This window comes from Streptomyces sp. NBC_00683 (assembly GCF_036226745.1).
Classification (GTDB): Bacteria; Actinomycetota; Actinomycetes; order Streptomycetales; family Streptomycetaceae; genus Streptomyces.
On sequence record NZ_CP109013.1, the window covers coordinates 136,856 to 162,178 of the forward strand.

Sequence of the window (25,323 nt, forward strand, 5' to 3'; positions counted from 1 at the left end):
ATCGGTGTGATCGTGCACGGCCCGGACGGTGTCCCCCTCGGCAGGCAAAGGCTCAGTGCCTGGGCTCACGGCGATGGCTGTCCCTGGCTTCCGCCATCGGCTCACCGCATGACACCCCGTTGCCGCACCATCCCCCTTCCCTGACAGGAGAACCATGACGACGACCCCTGCCCCCGACGAGCCGCCGGGCACCACGATGACCGACGAGGAGTACGGCAACCTGCGCGCGTCGGCCGCACTGTGGGCCGGCACCTCCGTACTCATCACGAACGTGCTCGGGAAGGTACTGATCCAGCACGTCGACTACCGCGACACCTGCCTCCTGCCGGGCGGTGCCGTCGACAAGGGTGAATCTCCCGCCGACGCCGCCGGGCGCGAGCTCGTGGAGGAACTCGGAATCGTCGTCCGGATCGACCGGGGCCTGGCCGTCGACTGGGTCTCCACCGACACCGTGAACGCACCTGCGGTCATGCGTTTTCCCGGCGAGCTTCTGCACGTCTTCGACGGTGGCACCTGGGACGACGACCGGATCGCCGAGATCCGTCTGCCCCCGAGCGAAATCACCGGCATCGAGTTCGTCGAGCCGGCCCGGCTACCCGACCTGCTCTCCCCGGCCGACGCCCGCCGAGCCCTGTCCGCGCTGCGCGCCCGGATCAACGCTGCCGGCACGGTCCTTCTGGAGAACGGCCATCCGATCGCCCCCAGCGTCCTCGACCGCCTCGCAGTCCTGCAGACCGCCCGCCCCACATACCGATACCCCTGGAAGCAGGGCCCTGCCCCACACGAGCTCGCCCTGGCCCAGGTGTGGGCATGGCTGTTCGCCCCGGACGGGCGCGTCCTCGTCCTCCTCGAACCCGGCACCGGAACCGCCTTCCTGCCCGGTGGCACGCCCGAGAAGCAGGACCGGGGCGACCCCGTGTCCACCCTGCGCCGCGAAGCGAACGAGGAAGCAGCCGTCCAGCTCGAGAGCCCGCTGCTCCTCGGGCACGTCACCGATCCCCCTGTGCGGCGCGCATACCTGCGCTACGCGGCAGCGCTCACCAGCGTCGGCACCGCAGCGCCGGATCCGGCGACAGGCCATACCTACACCCGCATCCTGGCGTCCCCCGAACAGGCAACCGAACTCTTCGACTGGGGACCGTCGTCTGCCGAACAGCTCGCCGCCGTCCACCAGGCGCGCCGGCAACTCGGTCTCCCCCGGGCCGCACTCCAACCCATCACCGAACTCACCAGCGTTGGTCGTCGCTGATGCAACGCGGGATCGGATCAAGCCGTTGAAACCGGCCGATCCGGTCCGTGGAAGGCGGTGGGCCGACCGCTTCGATCGTGCCGGTCTCGCTTCGGACCTCAAGATTGATCACGGTCAGAGCCCCATGACCTCATGAACCGCCTGACAAAGGAGCCTGGTTGAAGAAACGCGGAGTGCACTTTCGCCGAGACAGAGGTGTATGCCCGCGGCCGAACCTCACAGTGCGCCTCCGCACCTGATCGCCGCACCGGCTGAGTACGCACACCTAGTGCCGGTCTGAGTACACGAGCAGTTGCCCTCCGCGCGTGGCGCCGCAAGGGTGGATCCATGCGCCGACTGCTGCTGATCGCACCGCTGTTGCTGTTCTCCGCCGGCTGCGGAGTCGTGCAGTCCTCCGACGACGAGGCGACGGATGCCGCACGGGAGGTGGCCAGGAGGGCGGGCGAGCGGCTCGACAGCCAGCGTCCGCGGACGGCGTCGGAGGTCGGGCGCTCCGCCTCCGGCATCGACGGGGTGGAGGTACTGCGGGTGGCGGGTACCTCGACGCACGAGGGGGACGGTATCGACGTGGTCGTCCGCACGTCCGGCTCGGCGTACAAGGGTTGGCTCGACCCTCAGGAGGTCACTGTGCGGCGCTGTTTCGCGCTGCGGGTGTCGCCCAAGTCGGAGTGGGGTGAGGATCCCCGGGACATGGACTGTCCGGATGGCCCTCCGCTGGCCTTCGCACCGCCACCCGAACCGCCCCAGTTGCCGTACGAGGAGCTCCAGGCGAAACTTCCCCGAGTGCCGGAGGGCGGCCGGGTGGACGAGGCCGAGGTGCGCCGTAAGCTCGCCGCCCTGGACCTGCATCCAGCGATCCGTACCGAGGTGAAGGCGGACGGCGGCCGGGTCGGCATTCTCCTGTCGGTCAGGGGCAACGGCTTCGACCCGCAGGACTGCGTTCTTGCCCGTGTGGACCCCGGCGCCACCAAGGTGTGGGTGCCGTCCAGGATGCAGCGAATGCCCGGGGAGGGCGGCTGCAGCGTCGGCAACGCCCTGAACCCGGTGCGCCCACCGCACTGAACGGCCTTCAGACTCACACACCGGCCGAACCCCAAGCCTGCAGACCCCAGCCGGCCTCGCAACCGACTGCCCAGGACGCCCCAGTTGGAGCTGTCCGGCAGATCATGTGACCAGGAAAGGAACCGGAAGGGCCTCCGGCTGGTGCCGGTTGGCATTGTCAGCCTGCAGCGTCCTCGATGCCGGCTCGTTCGCGTGCGGCGAGGATGTCCGGGACGTGCATCTCGGCCCACTCCCGCACGGCACGCAGCGGAACCAGCAGGGAACGGCCGAGCTCGGTCAGGGCGTATTCGACGTGCGGCGGGTGGCCGCCCAGGTCGGTACGGGCGAGCAGGCCGTCAGCCTCCATGGCGCGCAGCGTTTCGGTGAGGGCCTTGGGGGTGATCCCGCGGATGTGCGCTTTGAGTTCGGTGAACCGCATCGGTCCGTCCTCCAGTGCGTTGACGGCGAACACCGTCCAGCGCGCCCCGATGCGGTGCAGCACGGTGCGACTCGGGCACGTCGCCGCCATGACGTTGTACGCCTTGCCCATGGGGTCCTCTCGGTAGCGTTGAAGATACCGGTAGCAAATGTATACCGTCACAGTCATGAGCGAGAACCTGACAAACAAGCGGATCCTGGTCATCGGCGGCGCCCGCGGTATCGGCGCCGAGATCGTCCGGCGCACCGAGAAGGCCGGCGCCGACGTCGTCGTCGCCACACGGTCCGGCCCCGAGGTCCGGATCGACGTCACCGACGAGACCAGCATCGCGCGGGCCGCGGAGTCGCTCGGCGCCTTCGACCACGTGATCTCCACCGCGTCGGCTCACCATGACGTGCCGGTGCCCGACCTTGAACACGACAGGATCCAGGCCGCGTTCTCCACCAAGGTCGTCGGCCCGCTGCTACTGGCCAAGCACTTCGCCCCACGGATGCCCGCCGACGGATCGTTCCTGTTCTTCTCCGGCATTGTCGGCTGGCAGCCCAAACCCGGCACCGTCGTCAAAGGCACGGCGAATGCGGCCCTGGCCGCGCTGGTCACCCACCTGGCCGTCGAGCTCGCGCCGCTGCGTGTCAACGCCATCGCGCCCGGTATCACCGACTCCGGTACCTGGGACCGGCTTCCGGACGAGCGTCGCCGCGCCTTGTACGACGGTGCCGCCGCGGCCTCCCTCGCGGGCCGGGTCGGGACGCTTGAGGACGTCACCGATACCGCCCTGTGGCTCCTGGGCGCGGGGTGGGTGACGGGCGAGACGGTCCATGTCGACGGCGGAGCCCGGCATCGCTGATCCCAGCGCCACCGCTGCCATGGCAACCACCACCAGAATCCGGCCGCGCGCCCTCGTCCGCGCCTCCGGAGGCCCCCGCTATGCCGTCGCTCTGGCCGTGGACGCTCTCGGCACGGGCTTGCTGCGGCCCTTTCTGTTGCTCTACGGAGTCACGGTGCTCAGGCTGTCCGCTTCGGTCACCGGCATCGCCATGACGGCCGGCGTCGTCGTGGGTCTGGTGTGCATGCCCGCGGTGGGCCGATGGCTGGACCGGGGCGCACGCAGCTCGGTCGTGGCGGCGTCGATGCTGGTACGGGTGCTGGGCGTGGCGCTGCTGCTGGCCGCCTCCACGGGGAACGTCTGGCTGTTCGCGACAGCGACGCTCTTCCTCGGCATCGGCAACCAGGCATGGCCGGCCGCCCACGCCGCCCTCGTGGCCACGATCGCCCAGGGCCGGGAACGCGACGCCGCCCTCGCAGGGGGCCGCGCCCTGCGCAACGCCGGCCTGGGCGCCGGTGCACTCCTCGCCACCGTATGCCTGGCGGGCGGCACCACCGCCTTGCAGGCGCTGGCAGCAGTCACCGGGCTCGCCTATCTCGCCGCGGCGGCTCTGGCGTGGTCGGTCCACCTGCACGCGCAACCGGCCGCTCCCCCGGCCAAGGAGAGGGACGACGAGCCCGCACCCCGGATGCGCGCGCTGCTGGCCGCCAACGTGATCTATGTCTTCTGCCTCAACATCCCCGAAATCGCGCTCCCTCTGGTCCTGTTGACACAGATGCACGCCTCCCCGGTGTGGTCGGCGGCAATCTTTGTGGCCAACACGGTGCTGGTGGTCACCCTGCAGGTTCCGGTCACCGTCCTGATGTCCCGCTTCCCCCGCCGGTCCGTGCTGGCAATCGCCGGCGTGGTACTCGCCCTGTCCTACCTCGGCTTCCTCGCGGCCACCTCCCTGGGACACGGCTGGGGTGCCCCGGCCGTCGCCGGGGTGTCCGTGGTCTGCACCCTCGGCGAGATCATCTATGCGGGCAGCGCCACCGCGCTGGTCACCGCCCTCGCCCCGGCACATGTCCTGGGACGCGCCCTCGCCCGCTTCCAGCTCTCCACGGGCTTCGGCCTCGCCGCCTCCCCAGCGGTCATCACCGCTCTCGCATCCCACGGCCCTGCTGCCCTCTGGGGCAGCCTCGCCGCCACGACTCTCCTCGCCGCCTGCGCCGTCGCTCACTGATACATGCTCGATCAGAGGCTACGGAAGGGCTGCCGAGGAGAAGCAAGGAACACGGCTCAGCGGCTGGCGTTGCCGGGGGCGAGCAGGCCGAAGGTTCTCCGGCTTCCTGTGCCGAGACTTCGCCATGAGCACCGGTCGGGCCGGTTCACGATTCGCCGGCCACGGTGTCGCCGGAGGACGGGACCGCCCTCCTGCTGCGGTACACCACCACCCCGAACACCGCGAGGAAGAGGACGGCCACTGCCGAAACCCCGAGGGCCGTCCGCTCGGCGAAGAGCCGTCCCAGCACTTCGAGCACCCCGAGCCCCGCGGTCGCATAGATCAGCGCCCAGGCCGCTCCGCCCACGAACAAGGCGGGCAGGTAGCGCAGCAACGGCATGCGCATGCTGCCCGCCAGGAAGTTGGCGGCGGTCTGGAAACCGACGGTCAAGAAGGAGGCGGCCACCACCGGCGCGCCCCACCGCTGGATCGCCCTCTCGGCGCGCCGGAACTTTCCCGAAGAGATCCGTCCGGCGAACCTGCTGCGCCTGGCACCTGCGCCGGCGAGCCACCCGACGGCGAACGTCCCTCCGGCGCGAAGCAGGACGATGACGTACAGGGTTCCGGCTGTGAGCGCGATCTTATCCACGACGCCTCGTCCAGAGCGCCGGGCCGAAACCCGCGTCCCCCGTCACGCGCATGGACGTTCCCGCCCCTCTGGGCGCACGACGCGCGCGAGCCCGTTCACCGTCTCTCACCTGCGCCCTGCCTCTGCCCGTTCCGTCTACTGGTTTCTCCTGCCGCACCGCAACCCGAGCCGAACCCAGGGTCCGCACGCCAGGCAAGGTCAGCCTAACCGAACGTGCATTCGCGTCCCAATCGATGGACATGTTCGCCCGACGATCCGCACTCCGCCCATTGTCGCCAGGCCCGCGGAAGCTGCGCCACCACCCCACTCCTTCTGTGCGCGTGGCGGGTCGTGGCACCTACGTTCTCGGGCTTCGTCACGCGCTTGCGCCTGTAGTTTCCGCAGTCCGTCACCGGCGCGCGGCTGGGGTGCCACGGGCCGGATGATCCCGGCGTTCAGCCGTCGGCCCGCAGCGCATGGAGCAGCATCGGCAGCGATGAGTGCAACTCGCGCTGCCAGTAGGCCCAGCCGTGGGTTCCCGGTCCGTAGAAGTTGGTGGTCACGTGCTTGGCACCCTTGCGTTCGAGCTCGTCGGCAAGAGCCTGGTTCTGCCTGTTGAAGTCCGCCTCGAGCGCGCTCGTGCTGCCCGGTGGGTCAAAGGGGCCGGCGGTGCCGTCACCGCACGACAGGTAGACGGGAATCGACTTGAGGCGCTTGGCCAGGTGGAACGGGTCGTGGGCCGCCCAGATGTCACGTTGCGCAACCGGGTCGCCCCAGACCCTCAAGGGGTCGTTGCCCTGGCCGGCGAAGAACCCCATGATTCGGTTCACCGACTCGTCGTTGAGCAGCGGGTGCACGGAGCCGGAGTACGCCGCGACCGCCTTGAACATGCCAGGATGCCGGGCGGCATACATCAGGGCGCCCTGTCCACCCATCGAAAGTCCCGCGACGACGCGGTTCCTGCTTGCCCCCCAGCCGTGTTCCAGGAGTTGGCGCAGCTCCTTGGTGTGGAAGGTCTCCCACGCCGGGTCACCGCCCTGACCGTGGTTCCACCAGTTGCTGTACCAGCCGTTCCAGCCGGCCTCCGGCATGACCACGAGGACGTCGCGCAGGCTGTCGGTCTGCGCGACGTCGGTCCGACCGGTCCAGGACGTGTAGTCCCCGCAGCAGCCGTGCAGCAGCCAGAGGGTCGGCCAGTGGCGGCTCGGGTCGCCCGGGTCCCAGCCATCGGGCGTGAGCAGACGCACGTTCGCCGTCCGGCCGCCGAGGGCGGGTGAACGGACAGACAGATCGACCTGCCGTTCGGCGACCTGGGTGACCGCGACCACCTCGGCGCCTCGGGACGAGGAGCCGGGTCCGCTCGCTTCCCGGGCGGGCGGCACTGTCGACGCGGTGGCCGACGCCGGCGGGGTTGACGCCAGGGTGAGCAGCAGCGCGGGAAGGACGAGCAGGAGGCGGACTCGGCGGATCAGGATGGCGTTGATAGCTGCTCCTGGAGGTCGGTGGTCGCTGGCTCGGACGTTCTCGTACCGGCGGACTCGGTCAGCGCCGGTCGGGCAGGATCAGCAGTGCGTCCCCGACGGGGCGTTCACCGGTCGCGTCGGACGGGTCGTTGATCACTTCTCCGTCGACCACCATGGTGGTCGATCCGCCGCCGTCGAGATTGACGGCGGCGCGCAGGCCGAGCGCCCGGGCGACGGCGGCACTCTCGGGGATGCTCAGCCCGAGCGCGTCCGTGCTGCGTCCGTCGGCGGTGACGAGCACGGTCCTGCCGTCGGCGTCCACCCCGGCCAGCGTGCGTGGATTGCGCTTGTGCACCCAGCCGTAATAGAAGCTTGCGTTGCCGGGCTGCACCATCCCGTCGGCGGCGGGCGTGACGTGCAGCCGGCCGTCGCGGACCAGTTCGGGGCCGCCGTTGAGGATGGTGGTCGCCGGTGACGGGGAGACCTCGCAGCCGGTGCTGTCCCGCAACGTCCCCTCGACGCGCAGGGGTTGGCCGACCTGCGCCAGGGCAGCCAGCTCTGCGACACGGTTGCCGGTCGCCTGCACGGAGCTGCCACCGGCCGGCAACGGTCCACCGCGTGGTCGGCGCAGCTCCAGGACCCGCCCGCGGGTGTCCAGTACGGCCTCCATGCCGTCGCCCTCCGGCGTCTGCGGGCCGTAGTGGGGCGTGAAGGCGACGAGCTCGTCGCGGTCGGTGCAGGTCACGTCGTGCAGGGGCAGCGAGGTCGGAGTGTCGTCGGCGGTGCCACCGCAGTTCCTGATCAAGCCCGGTACGCGGTCGATGCCGTCCAGGGGCTGCGACGCGTCCCGGCCGACGACCCGCCCCTTCCAGGTGAGCCGGGCGACTCTGCTGTGGCGGCCGGAGTCGCGTATCACCAGGCCGGGGCGCCCGTTCACCGGCTCACTCAGCAGCCGGCCCTCGTAGACACCGACGCCGGCCGGATCGCCCGGTGCTCCGGCTCGCGGGTCGAGGACGAAGAAGCCGGCGTTGACCGCTGCGGTCGCGCCGGCCGCGGCCGCCAGCTCGCTGGTCTTCTCGCGAACCTCCAGATCGGGACCGTACGACGCCTTGAGCCCACCGCGGAACCGGCCCGGGTCGATGGTGAGCACGTCGATCCGCCACGGGCCACGGTCCGCGGGGTCGCCGTCCCAGCCGGTGTAGACCGCAGACCCGGCGTACCCGTCCCCTCTCAGGCGGGTGAGCTCGGCCGTCGCGGCGGACTGCGAGTCGAACCGCCCGACCCGGACCCGCCACCCAAGCGTTCCACCGGCGTAATCGGCGACGGCCGGAGTCACGACTTCCTCCACCCGGGCGTCGAAGCCGTCCCCCCGCACGTCGGCAGCCAGCTCGTCGGCGCTCAACCGGTCCTTCAGCGCCGTCGGAGGTGCATCGGGGTCCGGCGAGCCGGCGCCGCCCGGTATGGAAACCTCGACCGTCCACGGAAGCGCCGTGGTGTCGGCACCGCGCACGATCCGCGTGAGGGTGACACCGGGCTGCAGCGTCCGCGTGCTACGGGTCTCGGTCAAGTCGACGGCGCCCAGCGGCAGGGCATGCGTCGGCCCAGGAGCCGGCTCCGAGGAGAAGGCAGGCGCCGGCAGGACTCCCACCCCGGCCAACAGGGCAAGGACCGTGGACGCGCCGAGCAACTTTCGGTTCACGTACCCCCCTTGGAAAGATCGCCCAGCAACGGTGCGTGCGACGACGACCAACCGTCAAGGCGTGTGCACGTCAATCTCCTTGCTCTCCCGAACAAGAATCGCGGCAGCCCTCCTCCGCCGGCCCACGCGCACCGGCTGAGCTTCCAAAGACTGCCCGGCCGGGGAGTCTGCAGGAGTGAATACGCATCCGCCCGTTGCGGCACGAAGCAGCGTGGTGATGACGAGGCGACCGCCAGGGCGTATGAGTACCTGCCGACACCCGAGGGGCCTCGGGTGCCTGACGGCCGGGCATACCCTCCGCCCATCCGTGTCAGGTACCGATCCAGGCGTCGACCATCTCCAGGCGCTGAACCGACGGCTCGGGCGGACGAAAGCCCAGCGCCGCGGTGACCACTCGGTCGACGACCGGGTGCAGACGCTCCTCGGCAAACCGCTTCCAGTCGGCCTCCGACTCCCAGACATCGGTGTACCGCAGCCCATTGGCTGTCCGCTGGACGAGGTGAGCCACCAACCCGGGCGGCTTCTCCGGTCCCAGCCCTTCCTTGATGCGTGCGTAGACGGCCGAGTCGATCGGCACCTCGAAGGTGAACGCGTACGACATAGGGACCACATCCCTCATATTCAACCGAAGCCATTTCGGATGAATACGACTAGCATCGACCTCGTGGACGGACAGGTCAAGAGGCAGTACGACACGAGCCGCCGCCGGGCAGCGGCGCAGGCGACCCGGCAGGCGATCCTGGACGCGGCGACGCAGCTGTTCGCCGAACGCGGTTACGCAGCAACCACGATGGCGAAGGTCGCCGAGTACGCGGGCGTCGCGGTCGACACCGTCTACGCGGTGGCGGGCCGCAAACCGGCGCTGTTCCTCCAACTGGTGGAGTCCGCCATCTCGGGCACCGGCGACGCCGTTCCGGCGGCCGAGCGGGCCTATGTACGCGAGATGCGCGCCGAGCCGGACGCGGCACTCAAGCTGCGCCGTTATGCACGGGCAGTCAGGGAGATGCACGCCCGGCTGGCACCACTGCTGCGCGTCGCCCGCGGGGGACCGCCGGAGGTCGCTGAGGTCTGGCGGGGCATCGCCCGGCGCCGTGCGGACAACATGCGGCTGCTGGCCCAGGACCTGGCCGCGACGGGTCAGCTACGCCACGGGCTGGACCTGGAGGAAGTGGCCGACGTCATCTGGGCGACCAACTCGCCGGAGTTCTACTGCCTGTTGGTCGAGGACCGCGGCTGGCCGCCCGAGCGGTTCGAGCGGTGGCTCGCTGACGGCTGGTGCCGACTGCTGCTCACCTGATCCCGACCCCGGGTCCACCGCGTGATCGCCCACCGCGGCAACGCAGCGGTGTCTGCTGGGCTTACGGGATGCCACGTCGCATCCTCTACGAGCCGGCTTCGTAACAGGGCGGGCTCACCCTTCACGGGCGTGTGATGACGGGTGATCGCTCGGGGATAACGGCCGTCGCGACGGTGGAGAGGCGCTGTTTCTGGGAAAGAACCCAGTCCGCTGACGGTGGGGGATGACCGTGGTGACGACTGTCAGTGCGATCGGGGGCCTTCTGGGGCTGATCGTGTCACTGATGTTCTTGGCGAAACAGACTAAGGCCGTGTCCGAGCAGGTCCGGGTGAGCAACGTCATCAACGGCACGACCGGACTGGACGGCTGCCTGAACAACGTGCGAGAAATCTACTTCAAGATGCTTGAGTACCCCGGGATGAGGACGTACTTCTACGACAGCAAGCCGTGCCCGGACCAGGGTGAAGAGCGTGCACGAATCCTCATCATGGCTGAAGTGCTGGCCGACGTTCTGGAGACCCAGTCGTCCTGGACAGCTCCATTCACCGGCCGGCGCCACGCGCATTCGGCAAGTTGGTGACCGCCCTGCGCCGCGAGGGAGCCGACGCGCCGCTCCGGGTTCGGCGCCCTCGCAGCTTTCGCTCGCCGCGCGTTGGGCAGGACGCGTCGAACTCCACGATGTCTTCCTGCCGTTGGCCGGCAGTCTGATCTGCTGGCGGCGCCTGAGGAGAGCCACCTCCTGATCGCTAGGACTTGGTCGAGCGCGAGCCGTACGCAGGCCCGAACACCACGAGCAGCACCAGGTCTTCGGCCACTTCCGTGAATCGATGTTCTTCACCGGCCGGCACGAAGATCACCGTCCCGGGACTCACCTCTTCCGTTCGGCCTGGTGTTTCGATCTTTGCGCGTCCGGCTGTGACGACATAGATCTCGTCCTCGGTGTGCGGGCTCTGGGCATCACGCCCGCCGACCGGGATGCAGTACGTCCCCACCGACAGATCCGCCGTCCGCAGTTGCTCGATCCAGTCATTGCCCGCTTCGCCGGGGTACGTCCACACGCCTGCGCCGCTGATGATCTCCATGGCGGGACCCTAACGCTGGGCCCGAGCGCAGCACTCGTGATCCTGCTACGCGCTCCGAGGGCCGGCCGCCCCGCGAGCAAAGGAGGGCACGGGCCCTTGCCTCCGGAGACCGGTGATTTACGTGATGCCCTCCCGCACGGCTCCCGCTCTAATCGCCATGGCCGGTTCGGGACACCGTCCGGCCATCCGGAACGAGCACTCGCGCACGTGCCACGACGAAGCGCCGAAGCAGACGACCGGCGCAGCCTGGAAAGGAACATCCGACATGTCTCGCCTCAACCGGCGCCTTCGATTAGTCAGCGCAGCGGCCGCCGGCACGATGGCCGTGGTCGCCACCGGCACCTCCACGACCCCGGCTTCAGCAGCCACCTCCGTGTACAGCGAGGGCTTCTCCAACGGACTCGGCACCTTCACCGCCTCCGGTTCCGTCAGCACCGGCACGTACGGTGCCCGGTTGAGCGGGTCACTGTTCTCCGACCCGACCCTGACGTCCGCGTCCGTCAACCTCGCCGGATACAGCGACGTGAGGGTGTCGTACACCCGCGCCGCGTCCGGTCTGGACCTCGGTGAGTCCTTCAACGCGGCCTACTCGGTGGACGGCGGCGCCTACACCGCGCTGGAGTCGGCGCGCACCGCCACGGGCACCGCGTCCTTCGTCCTTCCTGCCTCGGTCGCGAATCACACCCTGCGGCTGCGGTTCTCCCTGGACGCCAACAGTGCTCTGGAGACCCTGACGGTCGACGACGTGCTCGTCGAGGCCGAGGGCGGAGGGGGCCCGACCGACCCCCCTCCCGGTTCTCTGCCTCCCGTGACGGACGTGACGGCGCCGGGGCCGTACGCAGTGACCATCGACAGCACCGCGGGCCCCGGCAACGACGGGTGGCTCGTGTACCCGACGAACGCCGGCCAGAACGGCGTGAACCACCCGATTCTCGTCTGGGGTCCGGGAGCGGGGTCGGACCCCGCTGCCTACGAGGACATGCTGCGGCAGTGGGCGTCGCACGGCTTCGTCGTCTACAGCGAGGTCTCCTCCAGCAGCGGCGACTACATGGTCGATGCCCTTGACTGGCTGGAGGACCAGAACGCCGCCTCGAGCAGCCCTCTGTACCAGGACCTCGACACCTCCGAAGTCGCGTTCGGGGGCCACTCGCGCGGGTCGATCGGTACGTTCGACGTCGCCGACGAACCGCGGCTCGAGACCACCATCCACGTGGCCGGCGGCTCCTTCGACGGCAACGGCCCAGCCGGTCTGCGCAACCCGGCTCTCTACGTGGGCGGCGACGAGGACTTCGCCACGGCGAACGTGGAGCGCGACTACGCCAACACCGGCGTGCCGGTGTGGTTCAACATCCTCGACGGCACCGACCACATCCAGGCCACCCGCAACGGCCAGCACATCATCACCGCCTGGCTGCGCTGGCACCTCGCCGACGAGGAGTTCCGGCGCACGGAGGACTTCCTGAACCCCGCCTGCACGTTCTGCGGCCTCGGCGATGTCCAGTACAAGAACTGGTGACCCCGAGGTGAGCGGTCGCTGCCGCTCCGCCGCTCGGCGACGGCGGCGGAGCGGCAGCGAACCGGTGGGGCGGCGGGTGTTCGGGGAGACCTCCCGGTGCAACCCGCTCGCCCCGGCCATTCGCCTCAGGGAACACGGGTGCGTCGAGGCCCGCTGGGGCATCCCTCACTTCGTCCGCCTGGGCGTCCGTGAGCGCATACTGGCCTCATGGACGCGTCCACGCGTGGCGTCACCCACCTGCGGGAGCGGCTCGGAAGTGCCGTCTTTGCCCGGGTCGCCGGCCCCGCAGGACCGGAGACCCGTGCCCGCATCCACGAAACACCCGGCCCGCGCTGGTTCGGGCCCCACAGGCCGATTCGCATGGTCCATGGCGATGCGTCCATGTTCATCGGTGGACTCCGGGCACTCCTGCTCCAGTCGCTGCACCCGTTGGCAATGGCGGCCGTGGAAGCCCATTCCGGTTATCGCGGCGATCCCTGGGGGCGACTCCAGCGCACCAGTACCTTTCTCGCCGTGACCACGTACGGGACAGCGGAGCACGCGCAGCAGGCGGTCGACCGGGTGCGAGCCGTACATGGCCAGGTGCACGGAACGACTCCGTCCGGAGAGCCTTACGACGCCGCCGACCCGCACCTTCTCGGCTGGGTGCATGTGGCTGAGGTCGAAAGTTTCCTGCTCGCCCACCGGCGCTACGGAGCCGAACCGCTCGACGCCGCTGGGTATGACGGCTACGTCGCCGACACCGCACGAGTGGCAGAGGCTCTCGGCGTCACCGATCCTCCGCGCAATCGGCAGGAACTCGTGGCCCGCCTCGCGGCATACCGTGGCGAACTGCGCCCGACGACAGAGGCACGCGAGGCAGCACGCTTCATTCTGCTGCACCCGCCCCTGCCCTGGGCCGCCCGTGCACCCTATGCAGTCCTCGCCGCGAACGCCGTCGCTGCCCTCCCCCGGTGGGCCCGTACGTCGCTGGATCTCCCCCGGCTGTCCGGCGTGGCCGAAGCCGGTGTGGCCCCGACCGGGCGCGCACTGACCGCCGCGATTCGCTGGGCCATGGCTCCACCACGCCGCCCGTTGTGATCAGCTGCGCCACAGGCCGCCGCTGCTCGGTCGAGCGCGGCGTCACCGCTGGCGCCCCCTGACGTCCCCCAGCGGCAAGCGGGCGTCAGGAAAGACAGACGGTCGACTGCAACATGGACGACGGCCCGGCCGGTGGCGTCTGCTCGGTCCGTGCAGTGGAGTATCGAAGTTACGCCCCACGTAACCTCTTCCTGTGCCAGCCTCCCGCATGCATCATGTCGCCGTCCTCGTGCTCGAGGGAGCGAAGCCGCTCGATGTCGGCATTCCTGCGCAGGTTTTCACGACCCGCGCGAGCATGCCGTACGAGGTACGGGTGTGCGGGGCGGCACCCGGTCCCGTGACCGGCGGCGACGGCCTCTCGTACTCCGTCGCCCACGGCCTCGACGCGCTCACGTGGGCCGACATCGTCTTCGTCCCCGGCTACCGGTTTCCGGACCGCGAGGATCCACCGCAGGCCGTCGTCGAGGCCCTGATCGCCGCCCACGACCGGGGCGCGCGGCTCGCCGCCATCTCGACGGGCGCCTTCGCGCTCGCCGCTACGGGCCTGCTCGACGGCAGGCGCGCCACGACACACTGGCACTACACGCGGGCACTCATGGCGCGGTATCCGCTCGTCCAGGTCGACGAGAACGTGCTGTTCGTCGACGAGGGCAGCGTGCTCACCTCGGCCGGCGCCGCCTCCGGCATCGACCTGTGCCTGCACATCCTGCGCGGCGACCTCGGCGTGGCCGCGTCCAACCACGCGGCCCGGCGTCTCGTTGCTGCCCCCTACCGCAGCGGCGGCCAGGCCCAGTACGTGCCGCGCAGCGTCCCCGAGCCGCTCGGCGAGCGGTTCGCCGCCACCCGTGAGTGGGCGCTGCACCGGCTCGGTGAGCCCCTCACCCTGGACATACTGGCTCGGCAGGCGGGGGTCTCGCCGCGCACGTTCTCCCGGCGCTTCGTCGACGAGACCGGCTGCACGCCGATGCAGTGGGTGATGCGCGCCCGCATCGACCTGGCCCGCGAACTGCTCGAGCGCTCGCAACGCAGCGTCGAACAGATCGCCGCCGACGTCGGGCTCGGCACCGGCGCGAACCTGCGCCTGCACTTCCAGCGCATCCTCGGCACCACACCGAGCGAGTACCGGCGAACCTTCACGCGGGGCGAGTGACCCGCCCCGTACCGCATGGCGGGATCCTTTTGAACCGTGGCGATCCCGCCACTTCCGGGGGCGCCGGCTGCGGGCGAACCTGGAGTGGAAAGGAAGGGACATCACTCATGACTCGCATAGCCATCAACGGTTTCGGCCGCATCGGACGCAATGCGCTGCGCGCACTGCTGGAGCGCGACAGCGCCCTCGAGGTCGTCGCCGTGAACGACCTGACGGAGCCCGCCACTCTCGCCCGGCTGCTCGCCTTCGACAGCACGGCCGGCCGGCTCGGGCGCCCGGTGACCGTCGACGGGGACACCCTCGTCGTCGACGGGCGACGGATCACGGTGCTGGCCGAGCGCGAACCGGCGCAGCTGCCGTGGGCCGAACTCGGCGTCGACATCGTCCTGGAAGCCACCGGCCGCTTCACGTCGGCCAAGGCCGCCCGGGCCCACCTCGACGCGGGCGCGAAGAAGGTACTCGTCAGCGCGCCGTCGGACGGCGCCGACGTCACGCTCGCGTTCGGGGTCAACACCGATGCCTACGACCCGGCCCTGCACACGATCGTCTCGAACGCCTCCTGCACCACCAACGCGCTCGCGCCGCTGGCCGCGGTCCTCGACGAACTCGCCGGTATCGAGCACGGGTTCATGACGACGGTGCACGCCTACACGCAGGAGCAGAACCTGCAGGACGGTCCGCACCGCGACGCCCGGCGCGCCCGAGCCGCCGGCGTCAACATCGTGCCGACCACGACCGGCGCCGCCAAGGCGATCGGGCTGGTGCTGCCGAACCTCGACGGCAAGCTGACGGGCGACTCGATCCGTGTACCGGTGCCGGTGGGCTCGATCGTCGAGCTGAACACGACCGTCGCCCGCGACGTGGCACGCGACGACGTGCTGGCGGCGTACCGCGCCGCGGCGCAGGGGCCGCTCGCGGGCATCCTCGAGTACTCGGACGACCCGCTCGTGTCGTCCGACATCACGGGCAATCCCGCCTCGTCGATCTTCGACTCGGCCCTCACCCGCGTCGACGGCCGCCACGTCAAGGTGGTCGCGTGGTACGACAACGAGTGGGGCTTCTCGAACCGCGTGATCGACACGCTCGAGTTGCTCGCCGGACGCTGACCCGACGCCGGCGCGGTTCCCCGCCTGCGGCAACCGCGCCGGGCGGGCCGGCGGCTGCTCCACACTCCTGGCCGGACCGTCGAGCCGGGTACACGCCGACGGCACACGGGCCGCCGTCGAGACCGAACCGACTCGCTGCATCATGTAGGCATGATCACCATTCATCTGACGTACGAGATCGACGCCGACAAGCTTGAGGAGTTCGAGGACTACGGCCGCCGCTGGGTTGGACTCGTCAACCGTTTCGGCGGAACGCACCACGGCTACTTCCTGCCGAGTGAGGGCGACAGCGACATCGCCTACGCCCTGTTTTCGTTTCCCAGTTTCGCTGCGTACGAGCAGTACCGCACAGACAGCATGTCTGACCCGGAGTGCCAGGAGGCGTTCGAGCTGGCTCGTCGCACGCGCTGCATCAAGCGGTATGAACGCCGCTTCCTCCGGCCACTCGACGGTGTGTCCTAGGACGGGTGGAGGTGCGGGGTGTCCTAGGACGGGTGGAGGTGCGGGGTGTGACCGTGATGGGCTGTACGCGCTGACCAGTCGATCCCAGCAGCGAGCAACAGACGTTCCAGCCGCCAGTCGGCCGTGGTGAGGCTCACTGGTTGAGGTCGCGTTCCGGCTCCGGCGGCCGGGCATGGAGGACGCCCATCACCCGGGTAGGTGGCGGGCGCCGGTGCTGCTCGGTCAGTGCGCGTGTTGCGGCGCGACGGCCCAGGCGTACGCCTCCGCGAGGGACTTGAGGACACCGGAGGTCTGCTCGGGGCGATCGGCGTCGAGTTGGTCGGCGACCTCCTTGATCTTCGTGAGAATCGCTTCCTGTGCGTGCTCTTGGGGGGAGCGGGTGGTCATCGTGGCGCCTTTCGGAGTGGGGCGGCTGAGCGGTTCGGGGCGGTCGGTTCGTTGCGCAGGCGCCCACTCGCCTCCGCTTAGGCTGGCTGCACCGGGACCTGCACGTTTTCACCTGTCGAGCCGACCTCGGACATCCACCCCGATGAGCGCTCTCCTCGCGGACGGACGAGGGGTGCCACGGCCCGTGGCACCCCTCACGCGCGTACAGCGGCCGGCGGGCCGGGCTCACTTGTCGATGCGCGTCACATTGTTGCTGTTGACGTTGATGTCGTTGTTGACGTCCCCGACCTGGAAGCCGATCAGCCCGCACAGCAGGCACCCCGGGTTGTTGGCCGGAGGAGTCGGGACTCGGGACACGGTGACGGTGGTGGTGTTGCTCGAAGCGCCGCACGTGTCGTCGCCGTTGTAGGCGGCGGTGATGTTGTGTGGTCCCCCGGTCGTGAAACCGGTGGTCAGTGAGGAGTGTCCGTCGGCGGAGACGGGTGCGGTCGCGAGGAGGTTCGAACCGTCGAAGAACGTCACGCCGAGCCCGCCGCTCGGGTCCGAACTACAGGTCACCGTCGCGTCGAGAATCACCAGCTGCCCGGTCGTCGCGGAGGAGGGTGTGGCCTGGACCGTCGTCGACGACGGATCGAGTGCTGCCGCCGATGGAGCGAGGGACAGCACTGTGGCCGCCGCTACGGCGATCACGAGTCCGACTTTGCGTGCGAGACACGCTTTCACTTCGGGTCCTCCTCGGTCTGATCGTCAGGCGGGGGTTCGCCCGACCGTCCGGAGCGTGACCTTAGGCCGGATTTGATGGCATGTGCCACAGGTGCGGGTCCCGGCGGAGCCACCTGAGTCACCGGCTCGCTCGAATGGGCTGCAGCGGGCCGGTGGCGGAGGGCAGACGCGGGCCGGTGGGCGCCGATGCCGTGGCACCGGCTAGATCGCGGGAGGTGCGACGCGCTGGTAGGCGAGCGAGTTGCTGGTGCCGCCCGAGGTCGTGACGCTCACCGGCACCGAACCCGCCGGACCCGCCGGGGCGATCGCGATCGCGGTCGTGTCGGACACCACGGTGAAGGCCGCCGGTGCGGTGCCGAAGTGGACCGCGAGTGTCGTGGTCAGTCCGGTGCCGGTCAGGGTCACGGAGGCGCCCGCGCCCGTCGGCCCCTGCGCGGGCGAGAGCGCGGTGAGCGCCGGCGCCGTCAGATAGGTGTAGGTGACGGAATTGCTGGTGCCGCCTGGGCCGGTGACGGTGCACGCGACGGAGCCGGTGCCGGGCGGGGTGACGGCGGTGATCTGGGTGGCGGAGTTGACGGTGTAGGAGGTCGCGGGGGTGCTGCCGAAGGTGACCGCGGTGGTCCCGGTCAGGCCCGCGCCGGCGAGGACCACGCTGGTCCCGCCGGTCGCCGGGCCCTGGGCGGGCGAGACGGACAGCAGCGAGGGCGCGTTGAGGTAGTAGAAGAACACCGGCCCCGAGGTGCCACTGACGGTGGTCGCGGTGACCGCCACCGCGCCGGTGCCCGCCGGCGCGACGGCGGTGATCTGGGTGGCGGAGTTGACGGTGTAGGAGGTCGCGGGGGTGCTCCCGAAGGTGACCGCGGTGGTCCCGGTCAGGCCCGTACCGGTGAGGACCACGCTGGTCCCGCCGGCCGCCGGCCCCTGGTTCGGCGCGATCGCGCTGAGGGTCGGCGTGGGTGCGTAGGAGTAGGTGATCGCGTTGCTGAGGCCGCCGGGGGTGCGCACGGTGACGTTGACCGTGCCGGTTCCGGGCGGGACGGTCGCCGTGATCGTCGAGGGGGTGTTGACCGTGTACGACAGGGCGGCCGCGGATCCGAACGTGACGGCGATGGCGCCGGTGAACTGGCTTCCGTTCAGGGTCACGGGATTGGTGCCCGCCGCCGGACCCGTGTTGGGTACGACCGAGGTGAGGACGGGAGGGGCCACGGTGACTCCAAGGGGTGTGGTCGGCCTGGCTGGGCCGCGAGCTGGGGCACGGAAGCGGTGCGGGCGGGCGTACGGGCCCGCACCGCCTCCGCTGGGCACGGGCCGGTGTGCCGGAGCGGACCGGAACCGTGCGCGGCCGTGTGTCCGGGACGCCGTCAGATACCGGGCCCGGACACGTAGGTGAAGCCGTTGCTGAGAGTGGCGCTACCGCCCTCTGTGGTCACGACGACGTCGACGGAACCTGCGGTGCCAGGTGGTGCGATGGCCACCAGCGTGGAACCGTTCAGTACTCCGAAGGACGCGGTGATGCCGCCGAAGGTGACGCCCGTGGTGGACGCAAGGCCGGTGCCGTTGACGGTCACCGAGGTGCCGCCGGACGTCGACCCCGAGGAGGGTGTGAGCGAGACCAGTGTCGGCGCGTCGATGTAGGCGTAGGTGAGCGGAGCGGTCGTGCCTCCGGTGGTGGTGACAGTGACGTCGACGGAGCCGCTGGAGCTTCCGCCCGGAACGACCACCGACAGTTGGCTGTCCGAGACGACGGTCGGGGTCGCGCTGTTGGAGCCGAAGGACACAGTGGTGGCCGTGGAGAGGCCGTAGCCGTTGATGGTGACCGTGTTGGTGCCCGCGGTCGGGCCGGCGTCCGGGCTGAGGGACACCGCGATGGGCGGGCTGATGTAGAAGAAGGAGAGCGAGTTGCTCGTGCCTCCCGCGGTCGTCACGTTGACATCGACGACGCCGCAGCCCGCGGGGTTGATGACGGTGATCGAGGTGGGGGTGTTCGAGGTGATCGTGGCCGTCCGGGACCCGAAGCGGACGGCGGTGGCACCGGCCAGGTTCACGCCGGTGATGGTGATGGTTGTTCCCCCGCTGGTGGAGCCTTGGTTGGGGCTGATGGGCATGAGGGGTTCCTCCTCACTCGGAAGTCTTCTCCGAGCAGCGACTGGGTGTTCCGATCCACGGACGTCCCGAACCGGCCCAGGCCGACACGTCCGGCCGCTGGCAGATGGGGATGTGCGGAGGCCCGTCCGGACGGGATGAGTTCAGTCCCGGGAGGGAGGCTTGCCCGCAGGGACTCGATGGATCATCGCCCGTTGGTGCAGACACCTCAATTGACCCATCGGAGTGATTCCCTTACCAAGTGAATTGACGCGTTATCAACCGTTTGGCGGAGCGCTCTGGGCGTGCGACGGCGCGTTGTGGTGGTACGCGGTCATCTGTCCGGCCACCACGAACCCGAGAGGCCCCGGGCGAACGTTTCGCGGCGATCTGGGTCCGGACGTACGCCCCAGTTGCCGGGCAGCATCATTCCAACTGTGCCGAACTCCTCCGCGCACGCAGGGATGTGCTGCCGAGTGCGGTCATGGCTGCCAGGAGTGAGAGGGCGGCGAGGAGGAGGAAGAGAGTGGGGTAACCGCCGAGCGGCGCGGCCAAGGCTGCGCCGGCGAAGGGTGCCAGGGCGGCGGCGCTGGTGGTGGGTGCGCCGAGCAGTCCTGAGAGCCGGCCGTAGTGGGTGGTTCCCCAGCGGTCGGTGATGGCGGTGGCCTGGAGCAGGGTGAGGTTGCCGCGGACTGTGCCGGCCGCGATCGACAGCGCGATGAGCAGTGCGTACGGGCCTGGGACCAGCGCGACGGTTGCGGTGCTGATGCCGCCGAGGGCGATGAGGAGCGTGGTCCTGGGCATTGCTCCGACGCGTCGGGCGAGGGTGGCGTAGAGGGTGCGTCCCAGCGTTTGGCCGGCGCCGCCGAGTCCAAGGGCCCAGGCGGCTTGGGTGGTGGTGTAGCCGCGGTCGAGGAGGAGCGGGACGAGGGCGACGACTACGGCGTACATGGCGAAGCTGGAAAGTGTGAGGGCGGCGGCCAGCATCCAGAAGGGGCGGCTGCGCGCGATTGCGTCGGCGTGGTGGCCTGTGCGGGCGGGTGGCGGTGGCGCCTTGGGCCAGGGGGCCTTGAGCGCGAAGGCGTGGGCGGGGATGGTAATCAGGGCGAGTATGCCGGCGAGGACGGCATAGGTGGCGCGCCATGTCAGGTGGTCGGCGAGGGCGGCGGTCAGGGGTGCGAAGACGGTGGAGGCCAGTCCCCCGGCGAGGGTGACGATGGTGAGTGCGCGCACGTGTTCAGGGGCCCACCAGCGTGTCAGGGCGGCGAAGGCGGGTTGGTAGAACGTGGCGGCCATCGCGATGCCGGCGAGCAGCCAACCGGCGGTGAACGCGGCCATGTTCGGTGCGGCGGCGATGACGAGGAGGCTGAGCACGCCGAGTACGGAGCCTGCGGTCATCACTGTGCGTGGGCCGCGGTGGTCGAGGATGCGGCCGACACGGATTCCGGCGAACGCGGAGACGAGCAGAGCGGCGGAGAATGCGGCGGTCGTCGCGCCGGCAGGCCAGCCCGTGGCGGCGGTGATCTCCGGGTTCAGCACGGGGAAGGCGTAGTAGATGACCCCCCAGCTGGTGATCTGCGTGGCGCACAGGGCGGGGAGGACTGCGCGAGGCCGCGACCGGTCCCCTGTTCCGGTCGCGGCCTGGTCCGTGTGAAGGTTGGTCATTGCAGTGTCAGCAACAGCTGCTGACGGGGGCGCGCGTGTCGGTGTCGGTGCCGGCCGGGCTGGAGCAGCAGGGGCTGCTCTGCTGCTTGGTCAGTGTGTCGGCATCGGCCTTCACGACGTACACCTCCCACGGCTCGTGGCCGGGCCCGTGGACCCAGACCTTGTCCTGGAGGGCGTAGCAGCAGTTGGTGTCGTTCTCTTCTGTCGTTGCCAGGCCTTCCTCGTTCAGCCGGGCCGTGGCCGCTCGGACGGCTTCGGTGCTGTCGACTTCCACGCCGAGGTGGTCCAGGAGGGTGTCTTCGCCCGCGGAGCCTTCGATCAGGACGAGCTTGAGCGGGGGCTCGGCAACGGCGAAGTTGGCATAGCCGTCACGCAGCTTGGCAGGCTCGGTGCCGAGCAGCTTTGTGTAGAAGGCGACGGATGCAGTCAGGTCGGGGACGCGCAGAGCGAGTTGTATGCGGGACATGACGGTTCTCCTGCCGGGTGGTGGGTGAGCGTCAGCAGCCGCCGGAGATGGCTGGGGCGCCGACGCCGATCTGGAGGGTTGCGGGTGTCGCGCAGCATCCGCCGTCCGCCTGTGTGGGCTCCGGTTCGTCGAACAGTCCGGCTCCGCCGCAGACTCCGGTTTCGGGGAGGGTGAGTTCGAGGCGGTCGGCGGACTCGATGTCGCCGACGATCGCGGCGGCGACCGAACGGACCTGCTCGTAGCCGGTCATCGCCAGGAACGTCGGGGCGCGGCCGTAGGACTTCATGCCGACCAGGTACACGCCCTGCTCCGGGTGGGAGAGTTCGCGGTGGCCGTGCGGATAGACGGTCCCGCAGGAGTGCTGGTTGGGGTCGATCAGCGGCGCCAGGTCGACGGGCGCCTGGAGGCGCTCGTCGAGGCCCAGGCGCAGTTCGCCGAGGAAGGACAGGTCCGGGCGGAAGCCGGTCAGCACGATCACCTCGTCGACCGCGTCCAGGCGGCGTCCGTCCTCGCCGACCAGGATCAGCCGGCCGCCCGCGTCGTGCTCGATCGCCTCGGTCCGGAAGCCCGTGACCGCGTCCGCGTGGCCCTCGTCGACGGCGGCCTTCGCTGCCAGGCCCAGGGCACCGCGCGCCGGGAGCTGGTCGGCTTCTCCGCCGCCGAAGGTGGAGCCGGAGATGCCCCGGCGCAGGATCCACACCCCCTTCGTGCCCGCGCCGTCATCGGACCTGGCGAGGTCGGCAAGGGAGGCGAGGGCGGTGAACGCGGAGGCGCCGGACCCGATCACGGCGGTGCGCTTGCCGGCGTACCTGGCACGGACGGCCGGCGCCTTCAGGTCCGGGACGCGGTAGGTGATCCGGTCCGCCGCCTCCTTCTCGCCGAGGGCGGCAAGGCCGCTGCCTCCGGCCGGGCCGGGCGTGGCCCAGGTGCCGGAGGCGTCGATGACGGCGTGGGCGAAGAGGCGCTCCTCCTTGCCGTCGCCGTGGGCGATGTGCACGATGAACGGCTGCTGCTCGCGATCGGCGTCCACGAGGCGGTCCCGGCCGGCGCGTGAGACGCCGGTGACCGTTGCGTCGAGACGGATGCGGTCGCCGAGGACGTCGGCGAGCGGCTGCAGGTAGAGGTCGGCCCAGTCGCCGCCCGAGGGGTAGGCGGCCGGGTCGGGGCGCGTCCAGCCGGTGGGGGCGAGAAGCTTCTCGGCAGCCGGGTCGACGACCTCGCCCCAGGTGGAGAACAGGCGCACGTGCGCCCACTCGCGCACCGCGGTGCCAGCAGAGGGCCCGGCTTCCAGGACCAGGGGCTCGATGCCCTGGTCTACCAGGTGGGCGGCGGCGGCCAGACCGGCGGGTCCGGCCCCGATCACGACGACGGGCAGCTCGGTGGTGGCGGGCGCGTTCACGGCGACTCCTTGCTTGTTTCGACATCTGTCGATGTCTTGCGTGACCCAGCATGGCACCTGTATCGACGAGCGTCAACATAGACATTCATCGAAACCAGGGCTTACTGATGGAGTACGTCGCCGTGATCGGCGGCGGCCAGTCCGGACTCACTGCGGCTCACGCACTGCTCCGCCATGGACTGCGGCCGGTGGTGCTGGAGGCGCGTTCGGCGGCACGGCCGGGTCGTGGCCGCGCCACTCCTGCCCGGTACAGCTCTCCGCCGGGCGCAGCCTGTCGTCGAACTCGCTGCGCGGCGTGGGCCGGGATGCGGAGCGGATCACCCGACGCCTCGTCGCCTACCTCGCGCGCCAGTGACGGGCACCCCTCACTGGTTCGACGTGTGTCAACATAGACGTATGTCGAATGCAAAGGTGCTGCCGCTGCTCGAGCCCACTGACGGTCAGGGTGTGACGCCGTGCTGCCCACCACTGACCGAGCGCCCAATGACCGCCATGGAGGCTGAGACGGCTGCGCGGATGTTCAAGGCGCTCGGTGACCCGGTGCGTTTGCGGCTGTTCTCCGCCGTGGCCTCGCACGAGGGCGGGGAGGCGTGCGTGTGCGACATCTCCGACGTCGGCGTCTCCCAGCCCACGGTGTCTCACCACCTGAAGAAGCTGAAGGATGCCGGCCTGCTCACCTCCGAGCGGCGCGGCACCTGGGTGTACTACCGGGTCGAGCCGGAGGTTCTCGCCGCGATGGGCAAGCTGCTGGCCATGCCGACCGCGGCCTGACCATCGGAACGGGCAGAGGGGACGAGAGATGAGCGGGGGCTTGAGTGCGGTGGTCACACCTTTGACGGCGGAGCACGCCGAGCAGGTGCTGGCGATCTACCGGGCGGGCATCGACGAGGGCAACGCCACCTTCGAGACCAGCCCGCCCGCTTGGGAGACGTTCGACGGCGCGAAGCTGCCCGAGCACCGTTTCGCCGCGCTCGACGAGAGCGGGGCGGTGCTCGGCTGGGTGGCGGCGAGCAGGGTCTCCGACAGGTGCGCGTACGCGGGAGTGGTCGAGCACTCCGTCTACGTCCACCCCGCTGCCCGCGGCCGCGGCATCGCCTCCGCCCTCCTCAAGGCGCTGATCGACTCCACCGAGCGGGCCGGGATCTGGACCATCCAGTCAGGGATCTTCCCCGAGAACACCGCCAGCCTCGCTGTTCACCAGCGGGCAGGGTTCCGAGTCATCGGCACGCGGGAACGGATCGGGCGCCATCACGGCGTGTGGCGCGACGTCGTCCTCGTCGAGCGCCGTAGCCCCGCCATCACCTGACGGTCAGCGGTGTTGTGCGATCTCGCGTGGGGCGTATCGGGCTGCGGCGCCGAACACGATGAAAGCTGTCCGGGAAGTCGACCGGACAGCGGTAGTTCACCGTGTGGACCTGCAGGACGGCGAAGACAGGGCGGGCCGGGAACGGCGGGAGGAAGGGCCGCTACCAGCTGCAGGGGCTGATGACCGCCCCCGGGCCCGCCAGGTGCTGGCGTCGGCCTCGACCAGGAGGCGGTCGGCGTCACGAAAGGTGCGGCGAGTCCCACATCTGCTGTCAGGACCCGCCCGGCGCCGGATCAGAACCCAGGATCTCGAAGTCCACGCTCTGGCAGCGCAAGTGGTGGCCGACGGCGAGTCCAGCTTGACCGACGCCGACCACCACCACTTCCACCTGCGGTGTCACAGGGCCGCCGTCTCTGCGTCGGCGGCGAACTTCCTACGCCAGGCGAGGGCGACGTAGACCAGGCCGATCAGCACGGGGACTTCGATCAGCGGGCCGACGACCCCGGACAGCGCCTGGCCGGAGGTGACGCCGAAGGTGGCGATGGCGACCGCGATGGCCAGCTCGAAGTTGTTGCCCGCGGCCGTGAACGCCAGCGTCGTGGTGCGGTCGTACGCCAGGCCGAGGCCCTTGCCGAGGAGGAAGGAACCGAAGAACATGATCGCGAAGTACCGCCGGCGACGTCGTCGACCACACCTACCGCCAGGCCATCACCGCAGCCGGCACGGGCGCCGCGGCGGCACTCGACGCCGAGCGCTACCTCTCGGCCCTCGCCGACGCTGCTCCTGCGGGGTGAGACCGCGGTGGCGCGCGGCCTCCTCCCGCAGCCGGACCTCCTGCGCGCCCGTAGCGGCAGCACTCCCGGTCTGAACTCCTACTCAGCGGGGCGGTCCGGCAGTCATATTGCGGCGCGGCGACTCCTGATCAGCTGCGAACGAAGCTCCGGGCAGGCACACGGGTCACACGAAGAGGCGATTCCCGTGGCGGCTGCTCGCTTCGGAGCCCGGAACGTGATCGGGTTGACACCCCGTCAGCCGTTCGGGGACCAAGCCGAA

The 25,323-nt window shown here is 70.1% G+C and carries 27 protein-coding genes and 2 pseudogenes; 15 read left to right on the top strand and 14 right to left on the bottom strand.

The genetic code is table 11. From position 1 onward, the window contains the following. Positions 1-154 precede the first annotated feature (154 nt). Positions 155-1,249 carry an NUDIX hydrolase gene (locus tag OG257_RS00720; RefSeq protein WP_329204039.1) on the top strand — a complete coding sequence of 365 codons (1,095 nt, stop codon included), beginning with the start codon at positions 155-157 and terminating at the stop codon, positions 1,247-1,249. Positions 1,250-1,576: 327 nt separating this feature from the next. Continuing rightward, on the top strand, positions 1,577-2,311 hold the full coding sequence (locus tag OG257_RS00725; RefSeq protein WP_329204040.1) for a translation initiation factor IF-2: 735 nt from the start codon (positions 1,577-1,579) through the stop codon (positions 2,309-2,311). A 157-nt stretch (positions 2,312-2,468) separates the two neighbouring features. On the opposite strand, the gene OG257_RS00730 is transcribed toward OG257_RS00725, so the two are convergent. Next, on the bottom strand, positions 2,469-2,840 hold the full coding sequence (locus OG257_RS00730) for a winged helix-turn-helix transcriptional regulator (protein WP_329204041.1): 372 nt from the start codon (positions 2,838-2,840) through the stop codon (positions 2,469-2,471). Between the two features lie 55 nt (positions 2,841-2,895). Between OG257_RS00730 and OG257_RS00735 the strand changes: the two genes are divergently transcribed. Beyond that, positions 2,896-3,576, top strand: a complete 681-nt coding sequence (locus tag OG257_RS00735; RefSeq protein ID WP_329204042.1) for an SDR family oxidoreductase — start codon at positions 2,896-2,898, stop codon at positions 3,574-3,576. Positions 3,577-3,595: 19 nt separating this feature from the next. After that, positions 3,596-4,780, top strand: a complete 1,185-nt coding sequence (locus OG257_RS00740; protein ID WP_329204043.1) for an MFS transporter — start codon at positions 3,596-3,598, stop codon at positions 4,778-4,780. 145 nt (positions 4,781-4,925) lie between these two features. On the opposite strand, the gene OG257_RS00745 is transcribed toward OG257_RS00740, so the two are convergent. The 4 genes from OG257_RS00745 to OG257_RS00760 all read right to left on the bottom strand — a co-directional run bounded on the left by OG257_RS00745 (position 4,926) and on the right by OG257_RS00760 (position 9,150). Beyond that, a complete protein-coding gene (locus tag OG257_RS00745; RefSeq protein ID WP_329204044.1) occupies positions 4,926-5,408 on the bottom strand; it encodes a DedA family protein in 483 nt (160 codons plus the stop codon). A 434-nt stretch (positions 5,409-5,842) separates the two neighbouring features. Next, positions 5,843-6,871 (bottom strand): alpha/beta hydrolase, encoded by a 1,029-nt coding sequence (locus tag OG257_RS00750; protein ID WP_329214845.1) that lies wholly within the window; start codon positions 6,869-6,871, stop codon positions 5,843-5,845. A gap of 58 nt (positions 6,872-6,929) precedes the next feature. Next, positions 6,930-8,549, bottom strand: a complete 1,620-nt coding sequence (locus tag OG257_RS00755; protein WP_329204045.1) for a phosphodiester glycosidase family protein — start codon at positions 8,547-8,549, stop codon at positions 6,930-6,932. A 310-nt stretch (positions 8,550-8,859) separates the two neighbouring features. Next, on the bottom strand, positions 8,860-9,150 hold the full coding sequence (locus OG257_RS00760; RefSeq protein ID WP_329204046.1) for a hypothetical protein: 291 nt from the start codon (positions 9,148-9,150) through the stop codon (positions 8,860-8,862). A 39-nt stretch (positions 9,151-9,189) separates the two neighbouring features. Here OG257_RS00760 and OG257_RS00765 point away from each other — a divergent pair, with 39 nt between their 5' ends. Together OG257_RS00765 and OG257_RS00770 are read left to right on the top strand one after the other, a co-directional pair. Continuing rightward, positions 9,190-9,846 carry a TetR/AcrR family transcriptional regulator gene (locus OG257_RS00765; RefSeq protein WP_329204047.1) on the top strand — a complete coding sequence of 219 codons (657 nt, stop codon included), beginning with the start codon at positions 9,190-9,192 and terminating at the stop codon, positions 9,844-9,846. Positions 9,847-10,069: 223 nt separating this feature from the next. Then, positions 10,070-10,426, top strand: a complete 357-nt coding sequence (locus tag OG257_RS00770; RefSeq protein WP_329204048.1) for a hypothetical protein — start codon at positions 10,070-10,072, stop codon at positions 10,424-10,426. A 166-nt stretch (positions 10,427-10,592) separates the two neighbouring features. Here OG257_RS00770 and OG257_RS00775 read toward each other — a convergent pair whose 3' ends face one another. Continuing rightward, on the bottom strand, positions 10,593-10,928 hold the full coding sequence (locus OG257_RS00775) for a cupin domain-containing protein (RefSeq protein ID WP_329204049.1): 336 nt from the start codon (positions 10,926-10,928) through the stop codon (positions 10,593-10,595). 265 nt (positions 10,929-11,193) lie between these two features. Here OG257_RS00775 and OG257_RS00780 point away from each other — a divergent pair, with 265 nt between their 5' ends. The 5 genes from OG257_RS00780 (at position 11,194) to OG257_RS00800 (ending at position 16,242) form a co-directional block, all read left to right on the top strand. After that, positions 11,194-12,444 carry a poly(ethylene terephthalate) hydrolase family protein gene (locus OG257_RS00780; RefSeq protein ID WP_329204050.1) on the top strand — a complete coding sequence of 417 codons (1,251 nt, stop codon included), beginning with the start codon at positions 11,194-11,196 and terminating at the stop codon, positions 12,442-12,444. A 207-nt stretch (positions 12,445-12,651) separates the two neighbouring features. Next, positions 12,652-13,524 (top strand): oxygenase MpaB family protein, encoded by an 873-nt coding sequence (locus OG257_RS00785; RefSeq protein WP_329204051.1) that lies wholly within the window; start codon positions 12,652-12,654, stop codon positions 13,522-13,524. Positions 13,525-13,717: 193 nt separating this feature from the next. Next, positions 13,718-14,674, top strand: coding sequence for a GlxA family transcriptional regulator (locus OG257_RS00790; protein WP_329204052.1), 957 nt, complete (start codon positions 13,718-13,720; stop codon positions 14,672-14,674). 107 nt (positions 14,675-14,781) lie between these two features. After that, entirely contained in the window at positions 14,782-15,780 is a 999-nt protein-coding gene (gap, locus tag OG257_RS00795; RefSeq protein WP_329204053.1) for a type I glyceraldehyde-3-phosphate dehydrogenase, read from the top strand. A gap of 150 nt (positions 15,781-15,930) precedes the next feature. Beyond that, on the top strand, positions 15,931-16,242 hold the full coding sequence (locus OG257_RS00800; protein ID WP_329204054.1) for an NIPSNAP family protein: 312 nt from the start codon (positions 15,931-15,933) through the stop codon (positions 16,240-16,242). 222 nt (positions 16,243-16,464) lie between these two features. Here the strand turns inward: OG257_RS00800 and OG257_RS00805 are convergent, their stop codons facing one another. From OG257_RS00805 to OG257_RS00835, 7 genes are all read right to left on the bottom strand, one after another. Continuing rightward, positions 16,465-16,629, bottom strand: a complete 165-nt coding sequence (locus OG257_RS00805; RefSeq protein ID WP_329204055.1) for a hypothetical protein — start codon at positions 16,627-16,629, stop codon at positions 16,465-16,467. Positions 16,630-16,854: 225 nt separating this feature from the next. Next, on the bottom strand, positions 16,855-17,319 hold the full coding sequence (locus tag OG257_RS00810) for an Ig-like domain-containing protein (protein ID WP_329204056.1): 465 nt from the start codon (positions 17,317-17,319) through the stop codon (positions 16,855-16,857). Positions 17,320-17,553: 234 nt separating this feature from the next. Further along, positions 17,554-18,558: an IPT/TIG domain-containing protein gene (locus OG257_RS00815; protein ID WP_329204057.1), complete on the bottom strand. Its 1,005-nt coding sequence runs from the start codon at positions 18,556-18,558 to the stop codon at positions 17,554-17,556. A 155-nt stretch (positions 18,559-18,713) separates the two neighbouring features. Then, positions 18,714-19,457 carry an IPT/TIG domain-containing protein gene (locus OG257_RS00820; protein WP_329204058.1) on the bottom strand — a complete coding sequence of 248 codons (744 nt, stop codon included), beginning with the start codon at positions 19,455-19,457 and terminating at the stop codon, positions 18,714-18,716. A 403-nt stretch (positions 19,458-19,860) separates the two neighbouring features. After that, positions 19,861-21,099 (bottom strand): MFS transporter, encoded by a 1,239-nt coding sequence (locus OG257_RS00825; RefSeq protein WP_329204059.1) that lies wholly within the window; start codon positions 21,097-21,099, stop codon positions 19,861-19,863. 7 nt (positions 21,100-21,106) lie between these two features. Continuing rightward, a complete protein-coding gene (locus OG257_RS00830) occupies positions 21,107-21,565 on the bottom strand; it encodes an ArsI/CadI family heavy metal resistance metalloenzyme (protein ID WP_329204060.1) in 459 nt (152 codons plus the stop codon). A 31-nt stretch (positions 21,566-21,596) separates the two neighbouring features. Then, positions 21,597-22,964 carry an NAD(P)-binding domain-containing protein gene (locus OG257_RS00835; RefSeq protein ID WP_329204061.1) on the bottom strand — a complete coding sequence of 456 codons (1,368 nt, stop codon included), beginning with the start codon at positions 22,962-22,964 and terminating at the stop codon, positions 21,597-21,599. Positions 22,965-23,071: 107 nt separating this feature from the next. Between OG257_RS00835 and OG257_RS00840 the strand changes: the two genes are divergently transcribed. The 3 genes from OG257_RS00840 to OG257_RS00850 are packed head-to-tail and all read left to right on the top strand — an operon-like array spanning position 23,072 to position 24,270. Then, positions 23,072-23,356: an NAD(P)-binding protein gene (locus OG257_RS00840; protein ID WP_329204062.1), complete on the top strand. Its 285-nt coding sequence runs from the start codon at positions 23,072-23,074 to the stop codon at positions 23,354-23,356. 4 nt (positions 23,357-23,360) lie between these two features. Continuing rightward, positions 23,361-23,735, top strand: coding sequence for an ArsR/SmtB family transcription factor (locus OG257_RS00845; protein WP_329204063.1), 375 nt, complete (start codon positions 23,361-23,363; stop codon positions 23,733-23,735). Positions 23,736-23,763: 28 nt separating this feature from the next. Further along, positions 23,764-24,270, top strand: coding sequence for a GNAT family N-acetyltransferase (locus OG257_RS00850; RefSeq protein ID WP_329204064.1), 507 nt, complete (start codon positions 23,764-23,766; stop codon positions 24,268-24,270). Positions 24,271-24,666: 396 nt separating this feature from the next. Here OG257_RS00850 and OG257_RS00855 read toward each other — a convergent pair. Further along, positions 24,667-24,939, bottom strand: a pseudogene (locus OG257_RS00855) (arsenic resistance protein); the annotation flags it as partial. A gap of 2 nt (positions 24,940-24,941) precedes the next feature. Between OG257_RS00855 and OG257_RS00860 the strand changes: the two are divergent. Continuing rightward, a pseudogene (locus OG257_RS00860) lies at positions 24,942-25,064 on the top strand (thioredoxin-disulfide reductase); the annotation flags it as partial. Positions 25,065-25,323: the final 259 nt, after the last annotated feature.

Coding starts and splice junctions, on each gene's coding strand:
- OG257_RS00735 (WP_329204042.1), top strand. CDS start 2,896: ATGAGCGAGAACCTGACAAACAAGCGGATCCTGGTCATCGGCGGCGCC.
- OG257_RS00825 (WP_329204059.1), bottom strand. CDS start 21,099: ATGACCAACCTTCACACGGACCAGGCCGCGACCGGAACAGGGGACCGG.
- OG257_RS00770 (WP_329204048.1), top strand. CDS start 10,070: ATGACCGTGGTGACGACTGTCAGTGCGATCGGGGGCCTTCTGGGGCTG.
- OG257_RS00845 (WP_329204063.1), top strand. CDS start 23,361: ATGTCGAATGCAAAGGTGCTGCCGCTGCTCGAGCCCACTGACGGTCAG.
- OG257_RS00830 (WP_329204060.1), bottom strand. CDS start 21,565: ATGTCCCGCATACAACTCGCTCTGCGCGTCCCCGACCTGACTGCATCC.
- OG257_RS00725 (WP_329204040.1), top strand. CDS start 1,577: ATGCGCCGACTGCTGCTGATCGCACCGCTGTTGCTGTTCTCCGCCGGC.
- OG257_RS00765 (WP_329204047.1), top strand. CDS start 9,190: ATGAATACGACTAGCATCGACCTCGTGGACGGACAGGTCAAGAGGCAG.
- OG257_RS00785 (WP_329204051.1), top strand. CDS start 12,652: ATGGACGCGTCCACGCGTGGCGTCACCCACCTGCGGGAGCGGCTCGGA.
- OG257_RS00775 (WP_329204049.1), bottom strand. CDS start 10,928: ATGGAGATCATCAGCGGCGCAGGCGTGTGGACGTACCCCGGCGAAGCG.
- OG257_RS00820 (WP_329204058.1), bottom strand. CDS start 19,457: ATGCCCATCAGCCCCAACCAAGGCTCCACCAGCGGGGGAACAACCATC.
- OG257_RS00805 (WP_329204055.1), bottom strand. CDS start 16,629: ATGACCACCCGCTCCCCCCAAGAGCACGCACAGGAAGCGATTCTCACG.
- OG257_RS00740 (WP_329204043.1), top strand. CDS start 3,596: ATGGCAACCACCACCAGAATCCGGCCGCGCGCCCTCGTCCGCGCCTCC.
- OG257_RS00840 (WP_329204062.1), top strand. CDS start 23,072: ATGGAGTACGTCGCCGTGATCGGCGGCGGCCAGTCCGGACTCACTGCG.
- gap (WP_329204053.1), top strand. CDS start 14,782: ATGACTCGCATAGCCATCAACGGTTTCGGCCGCATCGGACGCAATGCG.
- OG257_RS00780 (WP_329204050.1), top strand. CDS start 11,194: ATGTCTCGCCTCAACCGGCGCCTTCGATTAGTCAGCGCAGCGGCCGCC.
- OG257_RS00730 (WP_329204041.1), bottom strand. CDS start 2,840: ATGGGCAAGGCGTACAACGTCATGGCGGCGACGTGCCCGAGTCGCACC.
- OG257_RS00850 (WP_329204064.1), top strand. CDS start 23,764: ATGAGCGGGGGCTTGAGTGCGGTGGTCACACCTTTGACGGCGGAGCAC.
- OG257_RS00760 (WP_329204046.1), bottom strand. CDS start 9,150: ATGTCGTACGCGTTCACCTTCGAGGTGCCGATCGACTCGGCCGTCTAC.
- OG257_RS00720 (WP_329204039.1), top strand. CDS start 155: ATGACGACGACCCCTGCCCCCGACGAGCCGCCGGGCACCACGATGACC.
- OG257_RS00800 (WP_329204054.1), top strand. CDS start 15,931: ATGATCACCATTCATCTGACGTACGAGATCGACGCCGACAAGCTTGAG.